This window comes from Ruegeria sp. CDSC052 (assembly GCF_059610685.1).
Genome location: NZ_JBXWOB010000003.1, coordinates 232861 through 251942, shown reverse-complemented (window position 1 = coordinate 251942; position 19082 = coordinate 232861). Strand labels below are relative to the sequence as shown.

Below are 19082 nucleotides of genomic sequence, written 5' to 3'. Positions count from 1 at the left end.
CCGGATTACTGAAAAAGGAGATTGACCAATGGCATTTAATATCAAGGGCCGCAGCTTTCTGAAACTGCTCGATTTTGATCAGCGTGAGCTGCGTTATCTGCTGGACCTGTCGCGCGATCTGAAGCGCGCAAAATATGCGGGGTCTGAAATCCAGCATCTAAAAGGCAAGAACATCTGCCTGATCTTCGAAAAATCCTCGACCCGGACCATGTGCGCCTTTGAAGTGGCCGCGATGGATCAGGGTGCCGGTGTCACCTATCTTGGGCCCTCGGGGTCACAGATCGGGCATAAGGAAAGCATGAAGGACACTGCCCGCGTGCTGGGCCGCATGTTCGACGGCATTGAATATCGCGGTTTTGGGCAGGAACTGGCGGAAACTCTGGCCGCCAATGCGGGCGTGCCGGTCTATAACGGGCTGACCGATGAGTTCCACCCGACCCAGATGCTGGCCGATCTGCTAACCATGCAGGAATTTGGCGAAAAGCCCCTGCATGACATCAAATACGCCTATGTGGGCGACGGGCGGTCTAATATGGGCCATTCGCTGATGATCGCGGGCTGCATGATGGGGATGGACGTCCGCATCGCCGCCCCACGTGATCTGTGGCCGTCCGACGAATTCCGCCGTCCGGCAGAAGAAGCCGCCGCGCGCTACGGCGCGACGCTGACCATCACCGATGATCCTGCGGCCGCCGTGGATGGCGTGGATTTCATCCACACCGATGTCTGGGTCTCGATGGGCGAAGCACCCGAGGTCTGGGACAGCCGGATCAAGCAGCTGACCCCCTATCAGGTCAACAGCGCGCTAATGGCAGCGGCAAACAATCCAAACGTCAAATTCATGCATTGCCTGCCCGCCTTCCACAATACCGAGACTAAAGTGGGCGAAGATATCCACGAGAAATTCGGCATCACCGAAATGGAGGTCACCGAAGAGGTATTCGAAAGCCCCGCCGGTATTCAGTTCGAACAGGCCGAAAACCGAATGCACACAATCAAGGCCGTTCTGGTCGCCACTCTGGGGGCCTGAGCTATGCGGATCGTCGTCGCCCTTGGGGGCAATGCGCTGCTGCGGCGCGGTCAGGCCCTGACCGCCGAGAACCAGCGTGAAAACACAGCCATCGCCGCGCAGGCGTTGGCCACCATTGCCGAGGGGAACGAGTTGATTGTGACCCACGGGAATGGCCCTCAGGTGGGATTGCTGGCCCTACAGGGCAACGCCTATAAACCGGATGAGGCCTATCCGCTGGACGTGCTTGGGGCGGAAACCGAGGGCATGATCGGGTACATGATCGAGCAAGAGCTGGGCAACCGTCTGCCGCCCGAGACGCCTCTGGCCACGCTGCTGACCATGATTGAGGTAGATGCCAAGGATCCCGCCTTTGACGACCCCACAAAATTCATCGGTCCGGTATATGACAAACCCGAGGCTGAACGTTTGGCCACCGACAAGGGCTGGCAAATTCGTGCGGATGGTGACAAATGGCGACGGGTTGTTGCCTCTCCGCTGCCGAAACGGATTTTTCAAATCAGGCCGATTAAATGGCTGCTGGAACGGCAAGCCGTGGTGATCTGTGCCGGTGGCGGGGGCATTCCCACGGCCTATACTTCTCCGGGTTATCTGGAGGGGATAGAAGCGGTGATCGACAAGGATCTGGCCTCAGAGCTGCTGGCCCGAGAGGTCGGGGCCGATTTGTTCATTTCGGCAACGGATGCTGATTGTGCCTATCTGGACTGGGGTACCGATACTCAGCGTGGCATAAAAGCCGCCTCACCAGATGCCATGGCCAAGTTCAATTTCGCCGCCGGTTCGATGGGCCCAAAGGTCGAGGCCGCCGCCCAGTTTGCGCGGCTTACCGGCAAATCTGCAGCCATCGGCGCACTGGCCGATCTGGCGGATATCGTTGCGGGCAGGAAGGGCACAACCATAAGCAAAGACGCAGCTGAAACCCTATTTCACGACTAACTCAGATGATTGCTGGGGCTGACGGCACCTCTAACAGAACCGCCAGCATGTTCAGTTCCACCTAAGTGGTCCTGTTTGAATTCTGGCAACAAGGGCAAGGCGGCACCGGACGTGTATTCTCCAGAACCAATAACGGCTTGAACTTTCATTTTCTTTGCGCGACTTGAAAGCATGAAGACTTTGAACTGTCCAAACTGCGGTGCGCAAACCCCGATTGCGCTGAAAGGGATAAAGGTTGCCACCTGTGCGTCCTGCGGTACGACGTTGATGATCAATGATGTCCAGGTTCAATCGGCGGGCCAGCAGGGTGAGATGCACGATGCACCGCTTTTGTTCGGGATAGGCGATCAAGTGCAACTGGGTCGAACGTCGACATTGATTCTTGGTCATGCGCGCTATTCCTACGGGCGGGGGTTCTGGGATGAGTTCTGCGGTGTCGATGGTGATGGCCGCACCTGCTGGATATCGCTCGATGAGGGAGATGTCGTTCGGCAGAAACGCTTGACCGAAAAGGACACGCCGAAATTCATGCCTCCGTTCAAGCTGGGCGAAACGCTGGATTTCGACGCGGCCACATTCACGGTTACCGAAGTTGAACATGCCGAATGTATCGCGCTGCGTGGACAGTTCGATGAGGTGCTTCAGGTCGGGGAAAGCCATGAATTCGTGAACGCTTCCGCCGGGGACGAAGCTTTGTTGTCCGGCGAATTCTGGCCCGGTCATGCGATCTGGTTCTACGGTCGGTGGTATGACGCATTTGATGTGAAGGTTCAGCGGCAGTCATGACCCGAGATCCAAGTCTTCTTTCGATCAACTGCACCTGCTGCGGCGCCGGTCTGGATGTACTGGGCGGTGGCCGGGTGATCGTGCAGATCTGTTCGTATTGCGGGGCCGAGCTGGATGCACAGAACAACTATCGGACATTGCGGCAGTTCAAGGATCAGAAACGCCCGGAAACCCCGCTTTCGATTGGGATGAGTGGGTCGTTGTATGGTGCCGAGTTCACCATAATTGGTCTGATCGAGCATGCCGAACGCTGGGGCGGACGGGTCTATCAATGGATAGACCATCAGCTTTATTCGCCAACCCACGGCTATGCCTGGCTGACGCTTGAGGCGGGGCATCTGGTGTTCTCACGACGCTATCGCGGATCGGCCTGGATGTCGGAGAGGTGGGTTGAGACCGCGGAATCTCCTCCCTCTGTGACCACCGAGGTTGGGCGCTTTGTGTATTACGAGACCACCACAAGCGCGGTCACCTATGTTGAGGGTGAATTCACCTGGCCGCCGTCACTGGGGGAAAAGACAACCACAATTTCGGCGATGTCTGATACGGCGATGCTGGGGTTTTCGACCACCGGGTCCGAGCGTGAGACCTATCGCTCGTTCTATGTTTCGAAACAGCAGGCCGAAGCAGCTTTTGGGGTTTCATTGAACCTGAACCCACATCGGGTGCATCCGCTGCAATCTTTCATCGAGGGCCCAAACTATAGATTTTTGCTGGTCGTATCATTCGTGTTTACGATCCTCTGTCTTGTGATGGCGGTCTCTTTCTCTCAACGATCAGGAGAGAGGGCGATAGAGCGTCAGGCGCTAAAACGTGGCGACTTCCCGGCCGAGATCACAATCCCGCTTGAAGCCGACAGCCAACTGACGCGCGTTTCCTTCTCGGGCAATGTCAAAAACAGTTGGATCTATCTGGACATCGAGCTGCTTGATCCCGAAGGAGAGCCAGTATTCGAGGCGGGCCGAACGATCGAATATTACACCGGGCGCGACTCGGAAGGATCGTGGAGCGAAGGCAGCAAATTTGCGAGCCTGACGTTTCGACCAGATCGCACAGGCGATTACACACTGGTATTAGACGTGCCTGAGCAGGGGCTTTGGACCGGGTCGGGCGTAGGCCATGTACCGGGGCAGCCGTTCAGCCAGTTGCAGGTCAGTGTCAAAACCGGACTGTCCAGTGGTCTTTGGACATTCGCGCTGGCCGGGGTTTTTGGAGCGCTGTTCCTGTTTCAGTTCGGGCGCAAATGGTTGCATCAACGCGCCCGGTGGTCGGGAACTGATTGGGTAAATGAGGATTAAAGTGACAGCTTTCAGGATCATTTTCGTCGTCATTTCAACCCTGGCCGTGGCTGCCACAGGTTATGTCTCGTGGCATGGGTATTGGGCCGAAAGCCGTGACTTGGACACCTCGGTTCGGGTCGGCAGCGGTGGCGGCGGGTACTATCGGTCAAATCGGATAAAATAGTGAGGAATCAATGGATTATATAGCAGCAATTCAGATTGCAGAAATCATCAGCACAATCTTCTACACCCTTCTGGGCGTGACGCTGATGTGGGTCGTGTGGAAGGTGATCGACTGGATGACGCCGTTTTCCGTCGTGCACGAGATTGAAAAGGATCAAAACATCGCGTTGGCGATCCTGATCGGGCTGCTATTTGTGGCGGTGTCCATCATCATCGCGGCCGTCATCCTGTCATGACCCAGCCCCGCGCGGTTGAGGCGCGCGCCGCGTGGTTGTTGCTTGCCACCTTTCTGGTGGCCGTCGCCGGTCTGATCTATGAGCTGATTGCAGCCACACTCTCCAGTTATCTGCTGGGGGACTCCGTCCGCCAGTTCTCGCTGGTGATTGGTATCTTTCTGTCAGCAATGGGGGTCGGGGCCTGGCTATCGCGCTTTGTCTCGGATGCGTTTTCCGGATTTGTCTGGGCTCAGATCCTTTTGGGCATTGTCGGCGGATTTTTGGCGCCGGTGTTGTTTCTGAACTACGCGTGGATGGGGCAGGTGGCCCTGCCGCTGTACGGCGCCTTGATTGCCATTGGTATCCTGTCGGGGATGGAGATCCCTTTGATCGCCCGTGTTCTGGAACAGATTGGGGCGTTGAAGTTCCGCTTTGAAAACGTGCTGAGCGTCGACTACATCGGTGCGCTGGTTGCCTCGCTGGCTTTTCCACTGCTGGTAATCCCATATCTGGGACTGATGTCGGCCAGCCTGGCCTTTGGAGGGTTGAACCTTGCCGTCGCTGGCCTATCTCTGTTGGTGTTTCGGGAATGGGCCACGCGAGTCCAGGTTGCGGTTTGGGCGGTGGCCTTTGTGGCAACACTGGGCGCACTGTGGCAGTCCGAACGGCTGGTCTCGGTCGCCGAGGCCGAACTGTTCGAAGATGATGTCATCCTGTCCGAGGCCACGTCGTATCAGCAGATCACCGTCACCCGGTACCGCGACCGGGTGCGCCTGTTTCTGGATCATTCGATCCAGTTCGATTCCCTTGACGAACACCGCTATCACGAGCCTCTTGTGCATCCGGCCATGGCCCTTGCGCCGCGCGCGCGTGACATTCTGATCCTAGGGGGTGGAGACGGCATGGCCGCGCGCGAGGTGCTGCGCTATCCCGAGGTGCAGTCCGTGACGCTGGTGGATCTTGATCCGCGTGTGACGCAGTTGTTTCGCGACCATCCAGATCTGTCCAAGCTGAACGACAATGCTCTCAGCGACCCGCGCGTGACGGTTGTCAACGAAGACGCCTGGAGGTTTCTGGAGCGGGAAATCCAGATTTACGACGTGGTGATCATTGATCTGCCAGACCCCAAATCCATCGCCTTGTCCAGGCTATACACCAAGCAATTCTACGGCTTGCTGGCCGAACGGCTAAGCGGGCAGGGGGTCTTTGTCACTCAGGCCGGATCACCGTTCTTTGCCCGACAGGCCTTTTGGTCGGTGGCCGAAACGATCGAGAGCAGCCGCAATCCGCAAAGACCCGGGCGGGGACTGCAGGCGGTTCCCTATCACAGCTACGTGCCGAGCTTCGGCGAATGGGGGTTTGTTCTGGCTACATTTGAACCATTGACCGACCGTAGAATCGAACTGCCTGATGGGCTGAGCTATCTCGACGATGATGTTTGGCGCGCGGCACAGATTTTTGGCGGTGATACCGACCGGGTCGATGCCGAACCTAATACACTGCAATCGCACGCACTGATGGGATATTACTTAGACGGTTGGGACTACTGGTTCCGGTAAACCGCGGTTGACGCGCGTAATTTCAACTCGGGCAGGGCGCAGGTGCTTCTCAAGATATGCGACCGCTTTGTCCGGTTGCGTTGTGCCACACATGAAGATGTCGATGGCGGCATAATCATTTTCCGGCCAAGTGTGGATCGAGATATGGGATTCTGCCAGCAACAACACTCCGGTCACACCGCCATGCCCGCCAAATTTGTGGAACTTGCCCGACAGTATCGTTGCGCCAGCCTCCCGCGCCGCGCGGGTCAGTGCCTCTTCGATGTGCATTACGTCGGTTAGGTATAGGCTGCCGTAATGATCGACCAGAATATGCATTCCCGAGCCAGCCAGCGTGCCTGTGTCAGCGTTTTTGATTGCTGGTATGGTCATGATCCTGGTCCTTTCTGCGATTTGATTTTTCGCAGATTCTTAGGGGTTTGTGCGCGGCAAGTACCTAGTTGGCTTCGCCCTTCAGGGCAATGGAAATGAAATTGAGGGATGCAAAGAGGACTCTTCGAATTTAATAGTTAAGAAAGAAGAACGTACTCAGGTTCTATTTTCTCTTGATCAAATGGGACGCAGCTTTCCACGATTATGCTCGACCTAAGGTCCAGACTTGCGTGTCATGGTTCTGGGGTGAAGGGCCGAGACGATAGGGTTTCACTGGACAGTAATTTGGAATTTTAACCTTGTAAATCTTCCATCAAATGGAATAAATGCAAGGTATGATCAAGCGCGGTGATAGGAAGTCAGTTGAAGACTCTCTCGAGAACCAGGCGGGTGTAGTCCTGCTTGGGCCGCGGCAAGTTGGGAAGACAACCCTCGCGCAGGATATCGCTGAAAGCCGTGACGCTGTCTATCTTGATATGGAGAGATCTGCTGATCGCCAGGTGCTCGAAGAGCCAGACCTCTATCTCGACGAGCAGGTTGGGCGCCTGGTGGTGATCGATGAAGTTCAGCTTATGCCCGGCCTGTTTAAGGCATTACGCGGTCAGATTGACCGACGACGAAGACAAGGGTATCGGACTGGGCAATTCCTGCTGCTGGGGTCGGCCTCGAACACGCTTCTGCACCAAAGCGCAGAATCCTTGGCTGGCCGGGTCAGCTATCACGAGCTGACGCCTTTCATTTTGTCGGAAACCGGAGCGGACTCGATCTCAGCGCTGTGGTTGCGGGGTGGGTTTCCAGATAGCTACCTTGCCAAGAACGACAAAACCAGCCTGGCATGGCGCGAGGATTTCATTCGCACCTATCTGGAACGCGATGTTCCGGCTTTTGGGTTGCGCATCCCGGCGGAAACATTGCGCCGGTTTTGGACGATGCTTGCCCATGAACAGGGCGGGCTACTCAACGCGGCGAAACTTGCGGGAAACCTGGGTGTCTCTGGCCAGAGCGTTGCGCGTTATCTTGATTTGCTGGTCGACCTGATGCTGGTGCGCCGTTTGCAGCCATGGCATTCCAATGCCGGAAAGCGTTTGGTCAAGTCTCCCAAGGTCTATATTCGCGATTCCGGGCTGGCCCATGCGCTTCTTGGGATCGAAACACCGGAAGACCTGCTTGGGCATCCGGTTGTCGGCGGCAGTTGGGAAGGGTTCTGCATCGAAAACCTGATCGCCGCGGCACCGCGCGGAACAGAAGCAAACTTCTATCGCTCTTCAGCAGGGGCTGAGGTGGATTTGTTATTGAAACTTCCCCGCGGCGGCCTCTGGGCCATAGAGATCAAGCGGACGACATCAGCGAAGGTTACGCGTGGGTTTCACATCGCGACAGAAGAATTGGACGTCTCAGAGCGCATCCTTGTCTATGCCAACGACAAGGAAGTGCCGGGGCCGGGAGGTGTGCGGGCTATGCCTCTCATGAGCGCAATGAAACGGCTGGCGTCAGCATAGACGCAAGAGGGACCGCGCCATTGGCTCAACGTCATGCCCTAAATTCGAAGAAAACGTGGTCGTAGAAGCTATCGAATCCGACTGCTTGTAGAAGATTTCCCGAAGGAGTAGTCACGTTGACCGCCAGCCCGACAGGGACAGCTGGTTTACAGACGGTTGAAAGCTCTACAGAAAAACGCCTGTTTTGATTATTCCAAGCCTGCGCTTCTGCCGCGTCTCAACAAATTGAACCGAAAGTGGCGAGGGTCTCAAGCCGCTACTGAAAGGGAGCAATACGGACAGGATACGGGATTTTCAGCGCATCTGCCCCGGTTCGTGGCTATACAATAGACAAGACACTCGTTAAGGGGCTGTCTTTACCCATGGATGATGCATTGATTGCAATACCGCACAATCCCATCTCCTGACCGATGAAAAGAACCACCGCTGTGAAACAAACCATTGCAAATGCGCTGGCTCGCAAGGGCTATGACACCTTAACCCAAGTTCAGCAGGCTGTAACCCGGCCCGAACTGGAGGGGAAGGATATGCTGGTTTCGGCCCAAACCGGATCGGGTAAAACCATCGGATTCGGTCTGGCGATTGCGCCGCGACTTTTGGGTGACGCTGAGACTTTCGAAACCTCGGGCGCACCGCTGGCACTTGTTGTAGCACCAACAAGGGAACTGGCGCTGCAGGTAAAGCGTGAACTGAGCTGGTTGTTCGCCGATGCGGGCGCGTTTCTGGCGTCCTGCGTCGGAGGCATGGATATTCGGGATGAACGTCGCGCGTTGGCGCGTGGCGCGCATATTGTTGTTGCCACTCCGGGACGGCTGCGGGATCATATCATGCGGGGCTCGATCGACCTGACGGCCATTCGCGCCGTGGTTCTTGATGAGGCCGACGAGATGTTGGATCTCGGGTTCCGAGAGGATCTGGAATTCATTCTGGATGAAACACCATCAGACCGTCAGACTTTGCTGTTTTCTGCCACTGTCCCACGTGCGATTGCCAATCTGGCGACACGGTATCAGCGCGATGCAGAACGTGTGAGCACCGTCAGCGAAAAGACGCAGCACGCCGATATCGATTATCGTGCTATGTTGGTCGGCCCGCGCGACGGCGAGAATGCAATTATCAATGTGTTGCGCTATTATGAGGCGCCGAACGCCATCGTGTTCTGCAATACCCGCGCGATGGTGTCACGTCTGACAGCGCGCCTGTCAAACCGGGGCTTTTCGGTTGTCGCCCTATCCGGAGAATTGACCCAGAGCGAACGCTCGAACGCCTTGCAGGCCATGCGCGATGGGCGTGCCAGGGTCTGTGTGGCAACGGATGTTGCCGCCCGCGGTATTGATTTGCCTAACCTTGATTTGGTGGTCCATGCGGAACTGCCAAACAGCCATGAAACACTGCTGCACCGCTCGGGTCGAACAGGCCGGGCCGGGCGCAAGGGTGTCAGCGCACTAGTGGTTGCACCCGCGTCGCGGAAAAAGGCGGAACGTATTCTGAAATTCGCCAAGCTGACCGCCGATTGGGGGACAGCCCCGTCAGCCGAAGAGGTGACCGAACGCGATCAGGTGAGGATGTTCGCATCGGATGACTGGCAAGCAGAGATCACGGAAAGTGAACGCGCAGCAGTTCAGAAAATGGTAGAAAGCTTTACCCCTGAGCAGATTGCAGCAGCTTACCTGCGGCAGTACAAGCTGCGTCATTCCGCGCCAGAAGAGTTGTCGACGGTCGATCGGCAAAGCCAGAAACCGCGCGCGGCTTTTGGCCCCAGCGTCTGGTTTTCGCTGTCCGAGGGGCGCAATCAAAATGCGTCGCCGCGTTATATGCTGCCGATGATCTGCAAGTCAGGCAATCTGACGAAGGATGACATTGGGGCCATCCGGATTGCCGATGATGTGACCTATTTCGAGATCCGTGAGCCCAGCGTCGAAGGGTTTCTGACAGCCGTTGGGCCCGAGATGAAGATCGAAAAGGTCAAGAATCTCGTGCGTCTGGACACGGCACCGGACTTTGCTGCAACTGGCCGGACCAAGCCCATCGGAAAGCAAAAAGGCAAACCGATTACGAGCAAACGAGATACGACTCCGACCGAACGGAGCGGCACTGCAACCTATGGACGTCGCAAGCCTGAACCCGAGGGCCGGGCACCTTCCAGCCCTGCAGAACGTCCCACAAGGGCCGTCAAATCAGCCAAAGTAGAACGCCAGCGTGCTTCGAAAGACGAGGCAGATGCCTTGTTCAAACCGGTTGGTGCAAAGCCAAAGGCACGTAAGGGCGGTAAATCTGAAGCCAAAGGCGGCGATATCAAATCTGCCCGAACAGCATCAAAGGGTCCACCTCCACCCAAAGGTAAGTCAAGCAGCAAGAAGAACCGAGCGCGAGTCGCAGCGGCCAAATCTACAAAAGGTGGCGATTCTGTCCCGAAACGGCGGAAGACTTAGCCTGCATTCCATTCCGAACCTGGTTTTTTGGCTTTGGGCATTACCTTTAAGGGACAATGGAAGGCATGGGCGAAAGAAACCGCTCCATCACGACCAGGATCGGACTATCCCCCACAATGTACCTTTGGTTCACGGGTCGAGATTGTGTGAGAGGCTCACCATGGAGAGCCGACAAGCCTATCCAGTTGCTGTACCACGCGGGTAGCAGAGATGCTGGTGGAAACCATTAGGCAGAGGTTCTTTCGTATTCGTTTGCTCCCAGAAAGTTTGGCAAACTTCACATCAGAACGAGGAAAGCTTCGCGGACAGGTCGAAACCCATGTCTGTAATTGTCGAGAGGCAGATGTAACTGCCTCTCGACAAATTGAACCACAATGGCTGCCTATCTGTTGAGGAACTCCATTTCGTACTTATCCTCAACATCGGGCACTGGATGCTCAGCGTGAAGCGACGAGACAATACCATAGATCATGAATAACAAGATCACAGCGATTGGTAGCCCTGCGACGATGGACGCTGTCTGTAGCGCGCTCAACCCACCGGCCAGCATTAGGACACCGGCAACAACGCCTGCGGTAATACCCCAAAACACACGGAACTTGATTGGCGGATGCTCGTCACCCATCGACAGCATTGTGCACATCACCAGTGTCCCCGAGTCAGAAGACGTGACAAACCACGAAATCAGCAGAACAGTAATCAACACTGTGATCGGGTACACCAACCATGTGTAGCCAAATCCTTTGACCGTTTGGAATACGCCAGCGGCGTAGTCATTGTTGACCGCCTCGACGACACCTGCGTCGTAGAACAGATCAACCCCGGCTGCTGCGCCACCAAAGACACCCATCCAGAGCATCACGACTGAGGTTGGAATAAGAAGAACGCAATAGCAGAATTGCTTGATCGTCCGCCCCTTTGATACCCGCGCAATGAACAGTCCAACAAACGGGCACCATGCGATCCACCAGCCCCAGTAAAAGATCGTCCACCAGCTCTGCCATTGGTTTTCGGGCTCACCGTTGATCCAGAAACCCATGGGTATCACCGTCCAGAGGTAATCTCCAAATCCGGATATGGTTATGCCCAACAGGAATGCCGTTGGTCCCAGAATGATGAACAGGAGCAGCAGGCCAACACTTGCCATAACGTTGGCTTCAGACAAGATACGCACGCCTTTGCCAACACCCGATGCAGCAGAAGCCGTGCCAAGACAGGTGATGATTGCGACGAGGATCAACTGATTTGTCTGGGTGTTTGCCATCCAGCCAAGATCCTCAAGACCGGCGGCGATTGGTGTGACGCCCAACCCCAATGAGGTTGCGAGGCCAAAGATTGTACCAAATACGCCAATCAGATCGACGAGATGACCCCAGGGACCATAGATCCGTTCCTTCAGGACAGGATAAAGAGCGGTGCGCAAAGTCAGAGGAAGCCCATGGCGGTACGAGAAATATGCAAGGCAGAGGCCAACCAGCACATAAAGGGCCCAACCGTGGAAACCCCAGTGGAAATTCGTGATCGTTACCGCAGAAACCGCCGCGTCAACCGAACCTGGTTCAATTCCCGCCCGTTCAAGGAATGGGCTGCCTTGGATATGGAACATTGGCTCTGCAACGCCCCAATAGATCAGACCAGATCCCAAGCCCGCACTAAACAGCATGCAAATCCATGAAAACGTTGAAAAATCTGGCTCGTCATCATCCTTGCCCAGCTTCACGTGTCCGAACCGGCTGATCATAAGCCAAATTACGAAAAACAGTGCCGCGTTAACGACCAGTACATAGAACCAGTCCAGGCTACCGATGATGAAGTCTTTACCTGTCGCAAAGATCGCACTTGAAGCTTCAACATCACGGATCGTGAAGAACACAAACCCCAATATCATCACCATCGACGCGATACCCATCGTCGGATTCATACCTTTGAACAAGCCGCTCTTTGCTACAAGATTGTCAGGTTTCTGTGTTGATTGATCACTCATTTTGCACCTCTTAGACCTGTTGTTTCGGCTTACCGTGTAGAACCCGCAGCGCCCTGACGGGCGGAGGTTGCGAGCCAGGACTGGAACGCCTCTTCCAGGCGCCCGTGGTTGGTGGCCCACCACTCGGCGTCCGACAGAATGTAAAGATTGTCTTCATACGCCGGACCGTTCGGGATGCGCTCCAAAACGTCGTCTGACAGGAGTGTCATCGAAGATTTTCGGGTTGGACCATTTGGCAGGTACCCGACCATATCGGCCAGCGAATTTGAGCTGCTAGCAAAGCGAATAAAATCAATGGCTTCTTCTTTATTCTGGCTTCCTTTTGGTATTCCGAACAGATCCAGCTCAATCACACGGCCGTCCATGTTGACCGTAAAATCGGAACCGTCTTCCTGGGCGGCCGTTGCACCGGTAGTGGCCCAGATCGATGACATCGCAATGTCGCCAGAGTTCAGCAGACGTACGGGTTCACGCCCGGTTTCCCAGATTTGCAGGCCGGTTTTTATGTCGTCCATCTTTTTCAGCGCGCGCTCAACACCTTCTTCGGTTTCTAGCGTTGGATACACATCATCGCGGGCTACGCCGTCGGCCATAAGGGCCCATTCCATGATCACTGTCGGATCATTTCGGATGGCACGTGGCCCAGGATAGGTTTCTGTGTCGAAGAAATCCGAAATGGTTGATGGAGGCGTTTCTGCGAATTGAGAATTGTTATACGCATATGCGGTGCCCCATACGATGACTCCTACGCCACAATCATTTAGGGCACCTTCGACAAAATCCTCTCGAAATGGTGTGCCATCGACGCCATCAGGCAGTTCTATGTCAGATATGTTCTCCAGCAAGCCCTCTTCGCAGGCGCGAAGTGAATCTGCTTGCGTAAGGTCGACCACATCCCAAATCACATTTGCGCTTTCGACCTGATCGCGGATTTCCGAGATGCCACCATTGTAATGTGCAACATGCACATCAGCGTTTTTGGCTTGCTCATAAGGGCGCACAAACCCAAGCATCTGACTTCGCATGTAAGGGCCGGTCCAGGATGTGAAGGTGATGGACGGCCCGGGCTCTGGGATTGTGGTTTCGCTCTCAGAGTTACTTTGCGCCATCGCATTACTCAAAGAGAGAGTAGAAAACAGCGCAGCTATCATTATCCGACAGCCCCTGACCGCCTTTAGCCTATAGTACATCATCAAATTCCTCCCTAGTCGCTTCTAATTTTGTATAAGCGCTTTGTTTGGGTCGTCCTCCTGGTCAATTCCCAGCACATTCAGCAAGAATACATCAAATACACCCTGATGATCAGCAATAATCAAAAATTGCGAAAGCTAAATACGACTATTACGCCAGACAGAGCGACAGATTTGGCAGAGCCACCAAGAAACAAGGCTTGCGGTTACAGGTTGTTTTCCAGAAGCCAGCGATACAGAGAAACCGGTTCCTGTTCATCGACCACAGTTAATTACGGACCTGATCTTGGGGCCTATCTCACCTTCGGCGAAAGAGCCTCAGGGGCGTGCGCGGGCGATGGAATGACGACGCCCAGGACATGGTGTGCCACTTCGCACACGCGACGGATATCAACATCGCGGAGCTTTGAAGTCTTGATCAACATTCTCATGACAGCTGCATGATCGCCGCCGCCCACGGGCGTAGGCAAATATATCCTGCGCGCTTTGTAATTTGTATGTCGTTCGCTGTGTAACCGTTCAGGATGTCGATAGGGGCCAGTAACTCTGTGACTTGCTGGTTGAAGTCGCAAGCCATCAAGCACCGGCCGAGCAATTTGATACAATTTATCTTGCCCTCGACGCGCCTCCAGCGATGCTCGTTGTCTCAATTTTACCTGATGGCGCGACAGAGGTTTATAGAGGCTCGCAGGGCCTCATTCCTTGCGCCGAGCCGTTTCAACGCTTCATTGTAGGCCAACCAGTTCGTCATTTTGACTTCGTGGGAGTAAAGCAGTTCATACCACACAGCTATCACCTTGGATTCATGCAGTGAATCCTCGAACCAAATTGTGCGGAAAAGTAGGTTTATTGGTCAAACAGCAAAAAATTTTTGCAGTTGAAACCTTGCTTTATTGGTCGGAGTGAGAGGATTCGAACCTCCGGCCCCTGCCTCCCGAAGGAACGGGCCTGACTTTAACCCATTGTAATTATTGTAATGTACTATCATTTCACTGTTCCTTTGTTCACGTTTGTACCGATCTATATCCGGAAATGATCTGGATATCAGATTGCATCCGCCGCTCCTCTCTGGTGATCAGGGTGATGATGCCCATAGTTCTTCTCAAGCGTTTCGTGGGTCATACCCAGGAAGCCGCAGGCGTCCCACTTGGGCGCCCCCTTTTGCATTAGCCAGGTCGCACAGGTGTGCCGCAGAGTGTGTGGAACGACTTTTCGGTCCCCCTCGGTCTCCAAGCCTGCCGCCACAACGGCAGTCCTAAATGCGCGTTTGACGTTCTGCAGTGACTTGCCGCGATGGGTGACTACGAATTCGTCTACCGGAAACCGCCTTCGTCGGCATAGCAGGTGCTTCTTCAGACGCGCAGGCAGCCTAGAACTCGGGCGTTCCTTTTTCGTGCGGCGCCGTCCAACGGGGTTCCAGTAGATGATGTTGCTATGAAAATCGATATCAGACCAGCGCAAGGATAGGATCGCCTCCTTTCGCTGGCCGGTCAGCAATCCGATCCTAAGAAACAGAGTCAGGTGCTCAGTCTTTGACTCGGTCGGCACGCCATCCTCCAGAGGCGTATCGAAGCTCCGCGATACCCGGATTAGCCTTAGCGCTTCATCACATGTCAGGAATCGGATACGACCCTCGGGTTTCGGAGGTAGTCGGACCGTTATTTTGCGCGTGATTAGCTGATCTTCCTCGGCACGCCGGATAGCAGTGGAGAGCAAACTGAGCTCCCTTCGCAAGGTGCCGTCCTTCAGCCCCTTGTCTCGACGGCTCTTCCGGCGTTTCTGGCAGTATTCTTTAATGAGCACATCGTTGATATCGCCCACGGCATAGCCATCAAAAAACCTGATGATTGGCTTTGCTGCATTGGCCAAACGCTCCGGGTCAGTAACGTCGTCAAATCGCTTCGCCAGATAGTGCGAAACTGCGTCAGTCACATAGAATTCGTGTGGCTCGACCGCGCGATCCGGCCTGAAGCGCCTTAGCTTCCATTCTGCGAAGTAGAGTTCAGCCTGGTCGCGATCCCCAGTGCCAGTCGAGTGCTCACGGCTGCGTCCCCCTTCGGTCCAGTAGATGTACCAATTGCCATCGGCGAGGCGTTTTCGGTCGCGTGCAAGGCGGGGCGGGGTCGGTTTGCGGGGCATGCTTTCACCGTAAATTGATCGAGGTATCGTTCCCACGCACCATTGGGAATCTTGGGGTTTCGTCGGCCTGGGGCTGTATAAATATGATCCAGCATGTCTTCGCGGATTAGATAGCGAACGTTTGAAACGGGGATGCCCACTCGTTCAGCTAATTCCCTTGGTGTCTCGAGAATTTTTTGCAATTTCAACTCCTCAATGACTGCACACATATCGAGGCAAAATTTTCGTTTTGCGTTCAGATCGAAACAAAACTACGATAATGCTACCTAAAACGAACTAAATGCCTCTATGAGCGGTTACATTGAATAGAGATAACCATAATCGTGGTCAATGCAACCACAAAAAGGTACATCATGACTGTTCCTGACCTAGGGGTGCGCCTTGCGGCTGTCCGAACCGAGGCGCGTCTGTCACAAGAAGAAATGGCGCAACGACTTAGCATCAGTCGAAGTGCATATCAGTACTATGAACGTGGCCAACGCGACCTAACCGCCACCCTACTTCTGAAGGTTTATGAAGAATTCGATGTCGATCCGCTCTGGATGCTCGAAGGGGACACTGCTGAAGGCAAAAGCCGCCGACATTCGGAAATGGCGCATGCCTATCGTAAACTTGGAATCGCAGTTGAGCACAGAATAATTAATCGCGGCCTTGTTGTAGCACCCGAAAAGAAATGGGACGCTATAGATTTTCTTTTCAAAGAAGCTCTGAGCCCCGAAACGATTGAGGGCCTTAACCAAGTGCCCGATATAGCCAGAATTGACACCATCTTAAGGTTAGTCGCTTGATGTTAGAGAACGAAGTTTTGCGAAAAGCCGAGCAATTGAGGCCGCGCAAAGTGGGCGTGTTGGGCAAGGTAGATAGCATCCTAGAAGAGACCCAACTTGATGCACCGTACCAACCTGGAAGCTCCAACGGAGTTAGGCCGACTAGAGGTTGCCCGAATGCCACGGAATGTGAGGCCTGCGGAGGGATTGAGTATCTTTCTAGAGAGTTTTGTCGTTGCGGCCATTATTTACGTGGCCAACTAGAAGACGAGTACTTGTCATGGGTGCGTAGGCTGGAGCATGAGGTTGAAGAAATATCTACGGATTATTTGCAGAAGCAGAAGAAGTTGAAAAAAGGTTTGATGCTTACAATTCTTCTTCTCACCCCTCCGATAGCCGTTCAAGTTACCAGCCCAGATCTACTAGGGCTTTTCGCGTACCTTTGGATACTAGCCGGGCTTGTTGTTGTGTGTATTCTTGCGTTTATAGAAGCAAGACTTGCGCGCCCAACCAATGATGCTACTGAATTTCTGCAAAACTCCTCTCTCCAAGTCTATCTGGAACACAGAAATCTAATCTTGAACTCAAGTCCGGATGCTTCTGGATAGACTGGTTCCCTCAAAAGTATGATGGAAGCATGAGTTTTAGTTCTATCGATTTATTTGCAGACTGCTGCGGCCTTTCGCTCGGGCTTAGGATTTGCATTCCCTGGAACTTGTACTTCAACATTTGGTTGCAGCGCGTGTTTGTCCTGTTAGGATCATTGAAAATAAGAGATTTTTTCAGGCTAATATTCAGCGCCTCGACAGGCTCGTTGAGCCCGTTCCTGCCGTTTAGCGAGAGTCGGTCTTTCGCATATGCGGTAGGTCAAAAACCGCACATTCCGGACGTTCAAATTCCAGTGTCGGATGGCAAGGCTGCGGACTTAGCTGCCGTTAACTTTTAGCGGTCAAATGTCCGCTTCCCCCGGTGTTCTAGTGGTCTCTGTCGCACAAGCCGTGGTCGGCCAACGATGCTAATACGTAGCAGTCTTCGGAAACGCCTTCACCATTGCAGCCCTTCGATATCCGGTTGAGTTCCTTTTCAAGTGTTCGGAGGCGTTTGATCTTGGCGCGGACCTCTTCAAGTTGAGATGTTGCGATATCCGTCGCAGCCTCGCACGACCGGTCGGGGTGCTCCTGCAATTCGATCAGCGAAGAAATTGCTTCAATTGAAAACCCAAGATCACGCGCATGGCGGATGAAGCTCAGCCGCTCCAACCCAGCTTGGTCGTATCGTCTTTGGTTGCCTGACGTGCGCTCTGCCTCGGGCAGTAGTCCCATTTGCTCGTAATACCGGATGGTCGGAACTTTGACCTTTGTGCGCTTAGAAAGCTCGCCAATGGAAAACATGAAGAAACCTCTTGAACCTCTAGTCACTAGAGACATTACATCATGAACAACCTAAGATGAAAGAGGATTCCCATGGCTGGTTGCTGCGGACATGACGCCAAGTTTGACGGTGTTTCAGATGACTACAAAAGACGGCTCTGGATCGTGATCGCGCTCAACGCGGCGATGTTCTTTGTCGAGATGACAGCGGGTCATTTGGCCAAATCCCAAGCGCTGCAGGCAGACGCACTCGACTTCGCAGGCGATGCGCTCACCTACGGCATTTCGCTTGCTGTTATCGGGGCCTCTCTCCGCGCGAGAACGAATGCAGCACTGTTCAAAGGCATCAGCCTTCTGATGATGGGCCTTTGGGTGTTCGGATCGACTATCTATCGCGTCTTCTATGTTGGCGTTCCAACTGCAGAGATCATGGGGGGCGTCGGCTTTCTCGCGTTGCTTACCAATCTAGCAAGCGTCTTGCTTTTGGTCCGCTACAAAGATGGTGATGCCAATGTTCGGTCGGTTTGGCTGTGTTCGCGCAATGACGCGATTGGGAACGTGGCAGTGATGTTTGCAGCACTTGGTGTCTGGGGTACGTCGACAGGTTGGCCTGATCTTGTCGTGGCAACCGTCATGGCCGGGCTCTTTCTGTCGTCTGCCTTCCAAATTGTGCGCCAAGCCTTGGCTGAGCGCCGGGAAATGAGCGACCATAAGCACGCGGAAGCATGATGCAGCCGACCAAGCGCAAAAACAGACCTTCGCCATAGCGCGGCATCTTGGGAGGTATAGGCTCGAAGCAGTCATTCGCTGCAACTTGCTTGAACGACTGCTACGCGGGACTTTGCTGCCCTACATGATGACCGATCAAACGTCTGCTTTTGCAGTGCTTTAGAAACATCGTGACACAATCGTTCAGTAATCAAGGGCACTGTGACCGCGGGGATTCACTCTTTAGACTCTTGATCTGACGCCTCGTCCGGCCAACCAGAAAGGAAAAACTGCCAGGTCGCGATGGTCCCAATCGCGCCAAACAGAATGGCCCAGAACAAGTTCCCGGTTACAAGCTCCAAGATCGCCCATCCAACGCTCAAGAGTGTGACGGCAACCCGCCGCCAGAGCGGAAGAAAGAAGGGTACGCGAAGTTCGAACATGTTCATCCGGGGATCACTCCAACGCTGTGGAACACGCGATGTTAGACCTCTGGCATGATAGTTGCGCCGGTAAATGCAATCAACTAACGTCCTTCCCCACGGTTACATGTCTCAGGTTCTGTGCACACCATTGACCGTTGCGATTGTCGACGGTGCACGCAGCCAATATTTGATTCCTCGGCATCGTAG

At 54.3% G+C, this 19082-nt stretch carries 20 protein-coding genes; 13 read left to right on the top strand and 7 right to left on the bottom strand.

Annotated elements, in window-relative coordinates:
* Window positions 1–28: 28 nt before the first annotated feature.
* Together argF and arcC are read left to right on the top strand one after the other, a co-directional pair.
* Window positions 29–1030, top strand: coding sequence for an ornithine carbamoyltransferase (gene argF / locus AC2FIM_RS08490; protein ID WP_496676934.1), 1002 nt, complete (start codon window positions 29–31; stop codon window positions 1028–1030).
* 3 nt (window positions 1031–1033) lie between these two features.
* Window positions 1034–1966 carry a carbamate kinase gene (arcC, locus tag AC2FIM_RS08485; RefSeq protein ID WP_496676937.1) on the top strand — a complete coding sequence of 311 codons (933 nt, stop codon included), beginning with the start codon at window positions 1034–1036 and terminating at the stop codon, window positions 1964–1966.
* Here arcC and AC2FIM_RS08480 read toward each other — a convergent pair.
* Window positions 1963–2208 carry a hypothetical protein gene (locus tag AC2FIM_RS08480; protein WP_496731920.1) on the bottom strand — a complete coding sequence of 82 codons (246 nt, stop codon included), beginning with the start codon at window positions 2206–2208 and terminating at the stop codon, window positions 1963–1965. The two genes, arcC and AC2FIM_RS08480, sit on opposite strands and share 4 nt — an antisense overlap.
* A gap of 25 nt (window positions 2209–2233) precedes the next feature.
* Here AC2FIM_RS08480 and AC2FIM_RS08475 point away from each other — a divergent pair, with 25 nt between their 5' ends.
* The 5 genes from AC2FIM_RS08475 to AC2FIM_RS08455 are packed head-to-tail and all read left to right on the top strand — an operon-like array spanning window position 2234 to window position 5989.
* Window positions 2234–2752 carry a DUF4178 domain-containing protein gene (locus AC2FIM_RS08475; RefSeq protein ID WP_496710031.1) on the top strand — a complete coding sequence of 173 codons (519 nt, stop codon included), beginning with the start codon at window positions 2234–2236 and terminating at the stop codon, window positions 2750–2752.
* Window positions 2749–4050 (top strand): DUF4178 domain-containing protein, encoded by a 1302-nt coding sequence (locus AC2FIM_RS08470; protein WP_496676943.1) that lies wholly within the window; start codon window positions 2749–2751, stop codon window positions 4048–4050. The genes AC2FIM_RS08475 and AC2FIM_RS08470 overlap by 4 nt, the downstream gene beginning before the upstream one ends.
* A 1-nt stretch (window position 4051) precedes the next feature.
* Entirely contained in the window at window positions 4052–4216 is a 165-nt protein-coding gene (locus tag AC2FIM_RS08465; protein ID WP_185956671.1) for a hypothetical protein, read from the top strand.
* A 10-nt stretch (window positions 4217–4226) separates the two neighbouring features.
* Entirely contained in the window at window positions 4227–4451 is a 225-nt protein-coding gene (locus AC2FIM_RS08460) for a DUF350 domain-containing protein (RefSeq protein ID WP_142636390.1), read from the top strand.
* On the top strand, window positions 4448–5989 hold the full coding sequence (locus tag AC2FIM_RS08455) for a polyamine aminopropyltransferase (RefSeq protein ID WP_496676948.1): 1542 nt from the start codon (window positions 4448–4450) through the stop codon (window positions 5987–5989). The genes AC2FIM_RS08460 and AC2FIM_RS08455 overlap by 4 nt, the downstream gene beginning before the upstream one ends.
* Here the strand turns inward: AC2FIM_RS08455 and speD are convergent.
* Window positions 5960–6361, bottom strand: a complete 402-nt coding sequence (gene speD / locus AC2FIM_RS08450) for an adenosylmethionine decarboxylase (protein ID WP_142636388.1) — start codon at window positions 6359–6361, stop codon at window positions 5960–5962. The genes AC2FIM_RS08455 and speD overlap by 30 nt on opposite strands.
* A 335-nt stretch (window positions 6362–6696) precedes the next feature.
* Between speD and AC2FIM_RS08445 the strand changes: the two genes are divergently transcribed.
* Window positions 6697–7860: an ATP-binding protein gene (locus AC2FIM_RS08445; protein ID WP_496676951.1), complete on the top strand. Its 1164-nt coding sequence runs from the start codon at window positions 6697–6699 to the stop codon at window positions 7858–7860.
* A gap of 410 nt (window positions 7861–8270) precedes the next feature.
* Complete coding sequence (locus AC2FIM_RS08440) at window positions 8271–10292, top strand: DEAD/DEAH box helicase (protein ID WP_271948940.1); 2022 nt, start codon at window positions 8271–8273, stop codon at window positions 10290–10292.
* Window positions 10293–10674: 382 nt separating this feature from the next.
* Here AC2FIM_RS08440 and AC2FIM_RS08435 read toward each other — a convergent pair whose 3' ends face one another.
* Together AC2FIM_RS08435 and AC2FIM_RS08430 are read right to left on the bottom strand one after the other, a co-directional pair.
* Entirely contained in the window at window positions 10675–12276 is a 1602-nt protein-coding gene (locus AC2FIM_RS08435) for a BCCT family transporter (protein WP_271948938.1), read from the bottom strand.
* 29 nt (window positions 12277–12305) lie between these two features.
* Entirely contained in the window at window positions 12306–13385 is a 1080-nt protein-coding gene (locus tag AC2FIM_RS08430; protein ID WP_271948936.1) for an extracellular solute-binding protein, read from the bottom strand.
* Window positions 13386–14019: 634 nt separating this feature from the next.
* Here AC2FIM_RS08430 and AC2FIM_RS08425 point away from each other — a divergent pair.
* Complete coding sequence (locus tag AC2FIM_RS08425; RefSeq protein WP_271948933.1) at window positions 14020–14280, top strand: hypothetical protein; 261 nt, start codon at window positions 14020–14022, stop codon at window positions 14278–14280.
* Between the two features lie 230 nt (window positions 14281–14510).
* Here the strand turns inward: AC2FIM_RS08425 and AC2FIM_RS08420 are convergent, their stop codons facing one another.
* On the bottom strand, window positions 14511–15605 hold the full coding sequence (locus AC2FIM_RS08420) for a tyrosine-type recombinase/integrase (RefSeq protein WP_058281578.1): 1095 nt from the start codon (window positions 15603–15605) through the stop codon (window positions 14511–14513).
* 353 nt (window positions 15606–15958) lie between these two features.
* On the opposite strand from AC2FIM_RS08420, the gene AC2FIM_RS08415 reads away from it, so the two are divergent.
* A complete protein-coding gene (locus AC2FIM_RS08415; protein ID WP_131726293.1) occupies window positions 15959–16393 on the top strand; it encodes a helix-turn-helix domain-containing protein in 435 nt (144 codons plus the stop codon).
* Window positions 16393–16980, top strand: coding sequence for a hypothetical protein (locus AC2FIM_RS08410; RefSeq protein ID WP_058281576.1), 588 nt, complete (start codon window positions 16393–16395; stop codon window positions 16978–16980). Before AC2FIM_RS08415 ends, AC2FIM_RS08410 begins: the two co-directional genes overlap by 1 nt.
* A gap of 366 nt (window positions 16981–17346) precedes the next feature.
* On the opposite strand, the gene AC2FIM_RS08405 is transcribed toward AC2FIM_RS08410, so the two are convergent.
* Window positions 17347–17763: a MerR family transcriptional regulator gene (locus AC2FIM_RS08405; RefSeq protein ID WP_496673991.1), complete on the bottom strand. Its 417-nt coding sequence runs from the start codon at window positions 17761–17763 to the stop codon at window positions 17347–17349.
* Window positions 17764–17835: 72 nt separating this feature from the next.
* On the opposite strand from AC2FIM_RS08405, the gene AC2FIM_RS08400 reads away from it, so the two are divergent.
* Entirely contained in the window at window positions 17836–18471 is a 636-nt protein-coding gene (locus tag AC2FIM_RS08400) for a cation efflux transmembrane domain-containing protein (protein ID WP_496726907.1), read from the top strand.
* A gap of 215 nt (window positions 18472–18686) precedes the next feature.
* On the opposite strand, the gene AC2FIM_RS08395 is transcribed toward AC2FIM_RS08400, so the two are convergent.
* Entirely contained in the window at window positions 18687–18893 is a 207-nt protein-coding gene (locus AC2FIM_RS08395; RefSeq protein WP_496676962.1) for a hypothetical protein, read from the bottom strand.
* Window positions 18894–19082 lie beyond the last annotated feature (189 nt).

What these genes read in the sequence shown, in the direction of transcription:
- AC2FIM_RS08415 (WP_131726293.1), top strand. Translation starts at nt 15,959, where the DNA reads ATGACTGTTCCTGACCTAGGGGTGCGCCTTGCGGCTGTCCGAACCGAG.
- AC2FIM_RS08410 (WP_058281576.1), top strand. Translation starts at nt 16,393, where the DNA reads ATGTTAGAGAACGAAGTTTTGCGAAAAGCCGAGCAATTGAGGCCGCGC.
- AC2FIM_RS08455 (WP_496676948.1), top strand. Translation starts at nt 4,448, where the DNA reads ATGACCCAGCCCCGCGCGGTTGAGGCGCGCGCCGCGTGGTTGTTGCTT.
- arcC (WP_496676937.1), top strand. Translation starts at nt 1,034, where the DNA reads ATGCGGATCGTCGTCGCCCTTGGGGGCAATGCGCTGCTGCGGCGCGGT.
- AC2FIM_RS08460 (WP_142636390.1), top strand. Translation starts at nt 4,227, where the DNA reads ATGGATTATATAGCAGCAATTCAGATTGCAGAAATCATCAGCACAATC.
- AC2FIM_RS08445 (WP_496676951.1), top strand. Translation starts at nt 6,697, where the DNA reads ATGATCAAGCGCGGTGATAGGAAGTCAGTTGAAGACTCTCTCGAGAAC.
- AC2FIM_RS08435 (WP_271948938.1), bottom strand. Translation starts at nt 12,276, where the DNA reads ATGAGTGATCAATCAACACAGAAACCTGACAATCTTGTAGCAAAGAGC.
- AC2FIM_RS08395 (WP_496676962.1), bottom strand. Translation starts at nt 18,893, where the DNA reads ATGTTCGAACTTCGCGTACCCTTCTTTCTTCCGCTCTGGCGGCGGGTT.
- AC2FIM_RS08475 (WP_496710031.1), top strand. Translation starts at nt 2,234, where the DNA reads ATGATCAATGATGTCCAGGTTCAATCGGCGGGCCAGCAGGGTGAGATG.
- AC2FIM_RS08430 (WP_271948936.1), bottom strand. Translation starts at nt 13,385, where the DNA reads ATGGCGCAAAGTAACTCTGAGAGCGAAACCACAATCCCAGAGCCCGGG.
- argF (WP_496676934.1), top strand. Translation starts at nt 29, where the DNA reads ATGGCATTTAATATCAAGGGCCGCAGCTTTCTGAAACTGCTCGATTTT.
- AC2FIM_RS08405 (WP_496673991.1), bottom strand. Translation starts at nt 17,763, where the DNA reads ATGTTTTCCATTGGCGAGCTTTCTAAGCGCACAAAGGTCAAAGTTCCG.
- AC2FIM_RS08440 (WP_271948940.1), top strand. Translation starts at nt 8,271, where the DNA reads ATGAAAAGAACCACCGCTGTGAAACAAACCATTGCAAATGCGCTGGCT.
- AC2FIM_RS08400 (WP_496726907.1), top strand. Translation starts at nt 17,836, where the DNA reads ATGGCTGGTTGCTGCGGACATGACGCCAAGTTTGACGGTGTTTCAGAT.
- AC2FIM_RS08420 (WP_058281578.1), bottom strand. Translation starts at nt 15,605, where the DNA reads ATGCCCCGCAAACCGACCCCGCCCCGCCTTGCACGCGACCGAAAACGC.
- AC2FIM_RS08470 (WP_496676943.1), top strand. Translation starts at nt 2,749, where the DNA reads ATGACCCGAGATCCAAGTCTTCTTTCGATCAACTGCACCTGCTGCGGC.
- speD (WP_142636388.1), bottom strand. Translation starts at nt 6,361, where the DNA reads ATGACCATACCAGCAATCAAAAACGCTGACACAGGCACGCTGGCTGGC.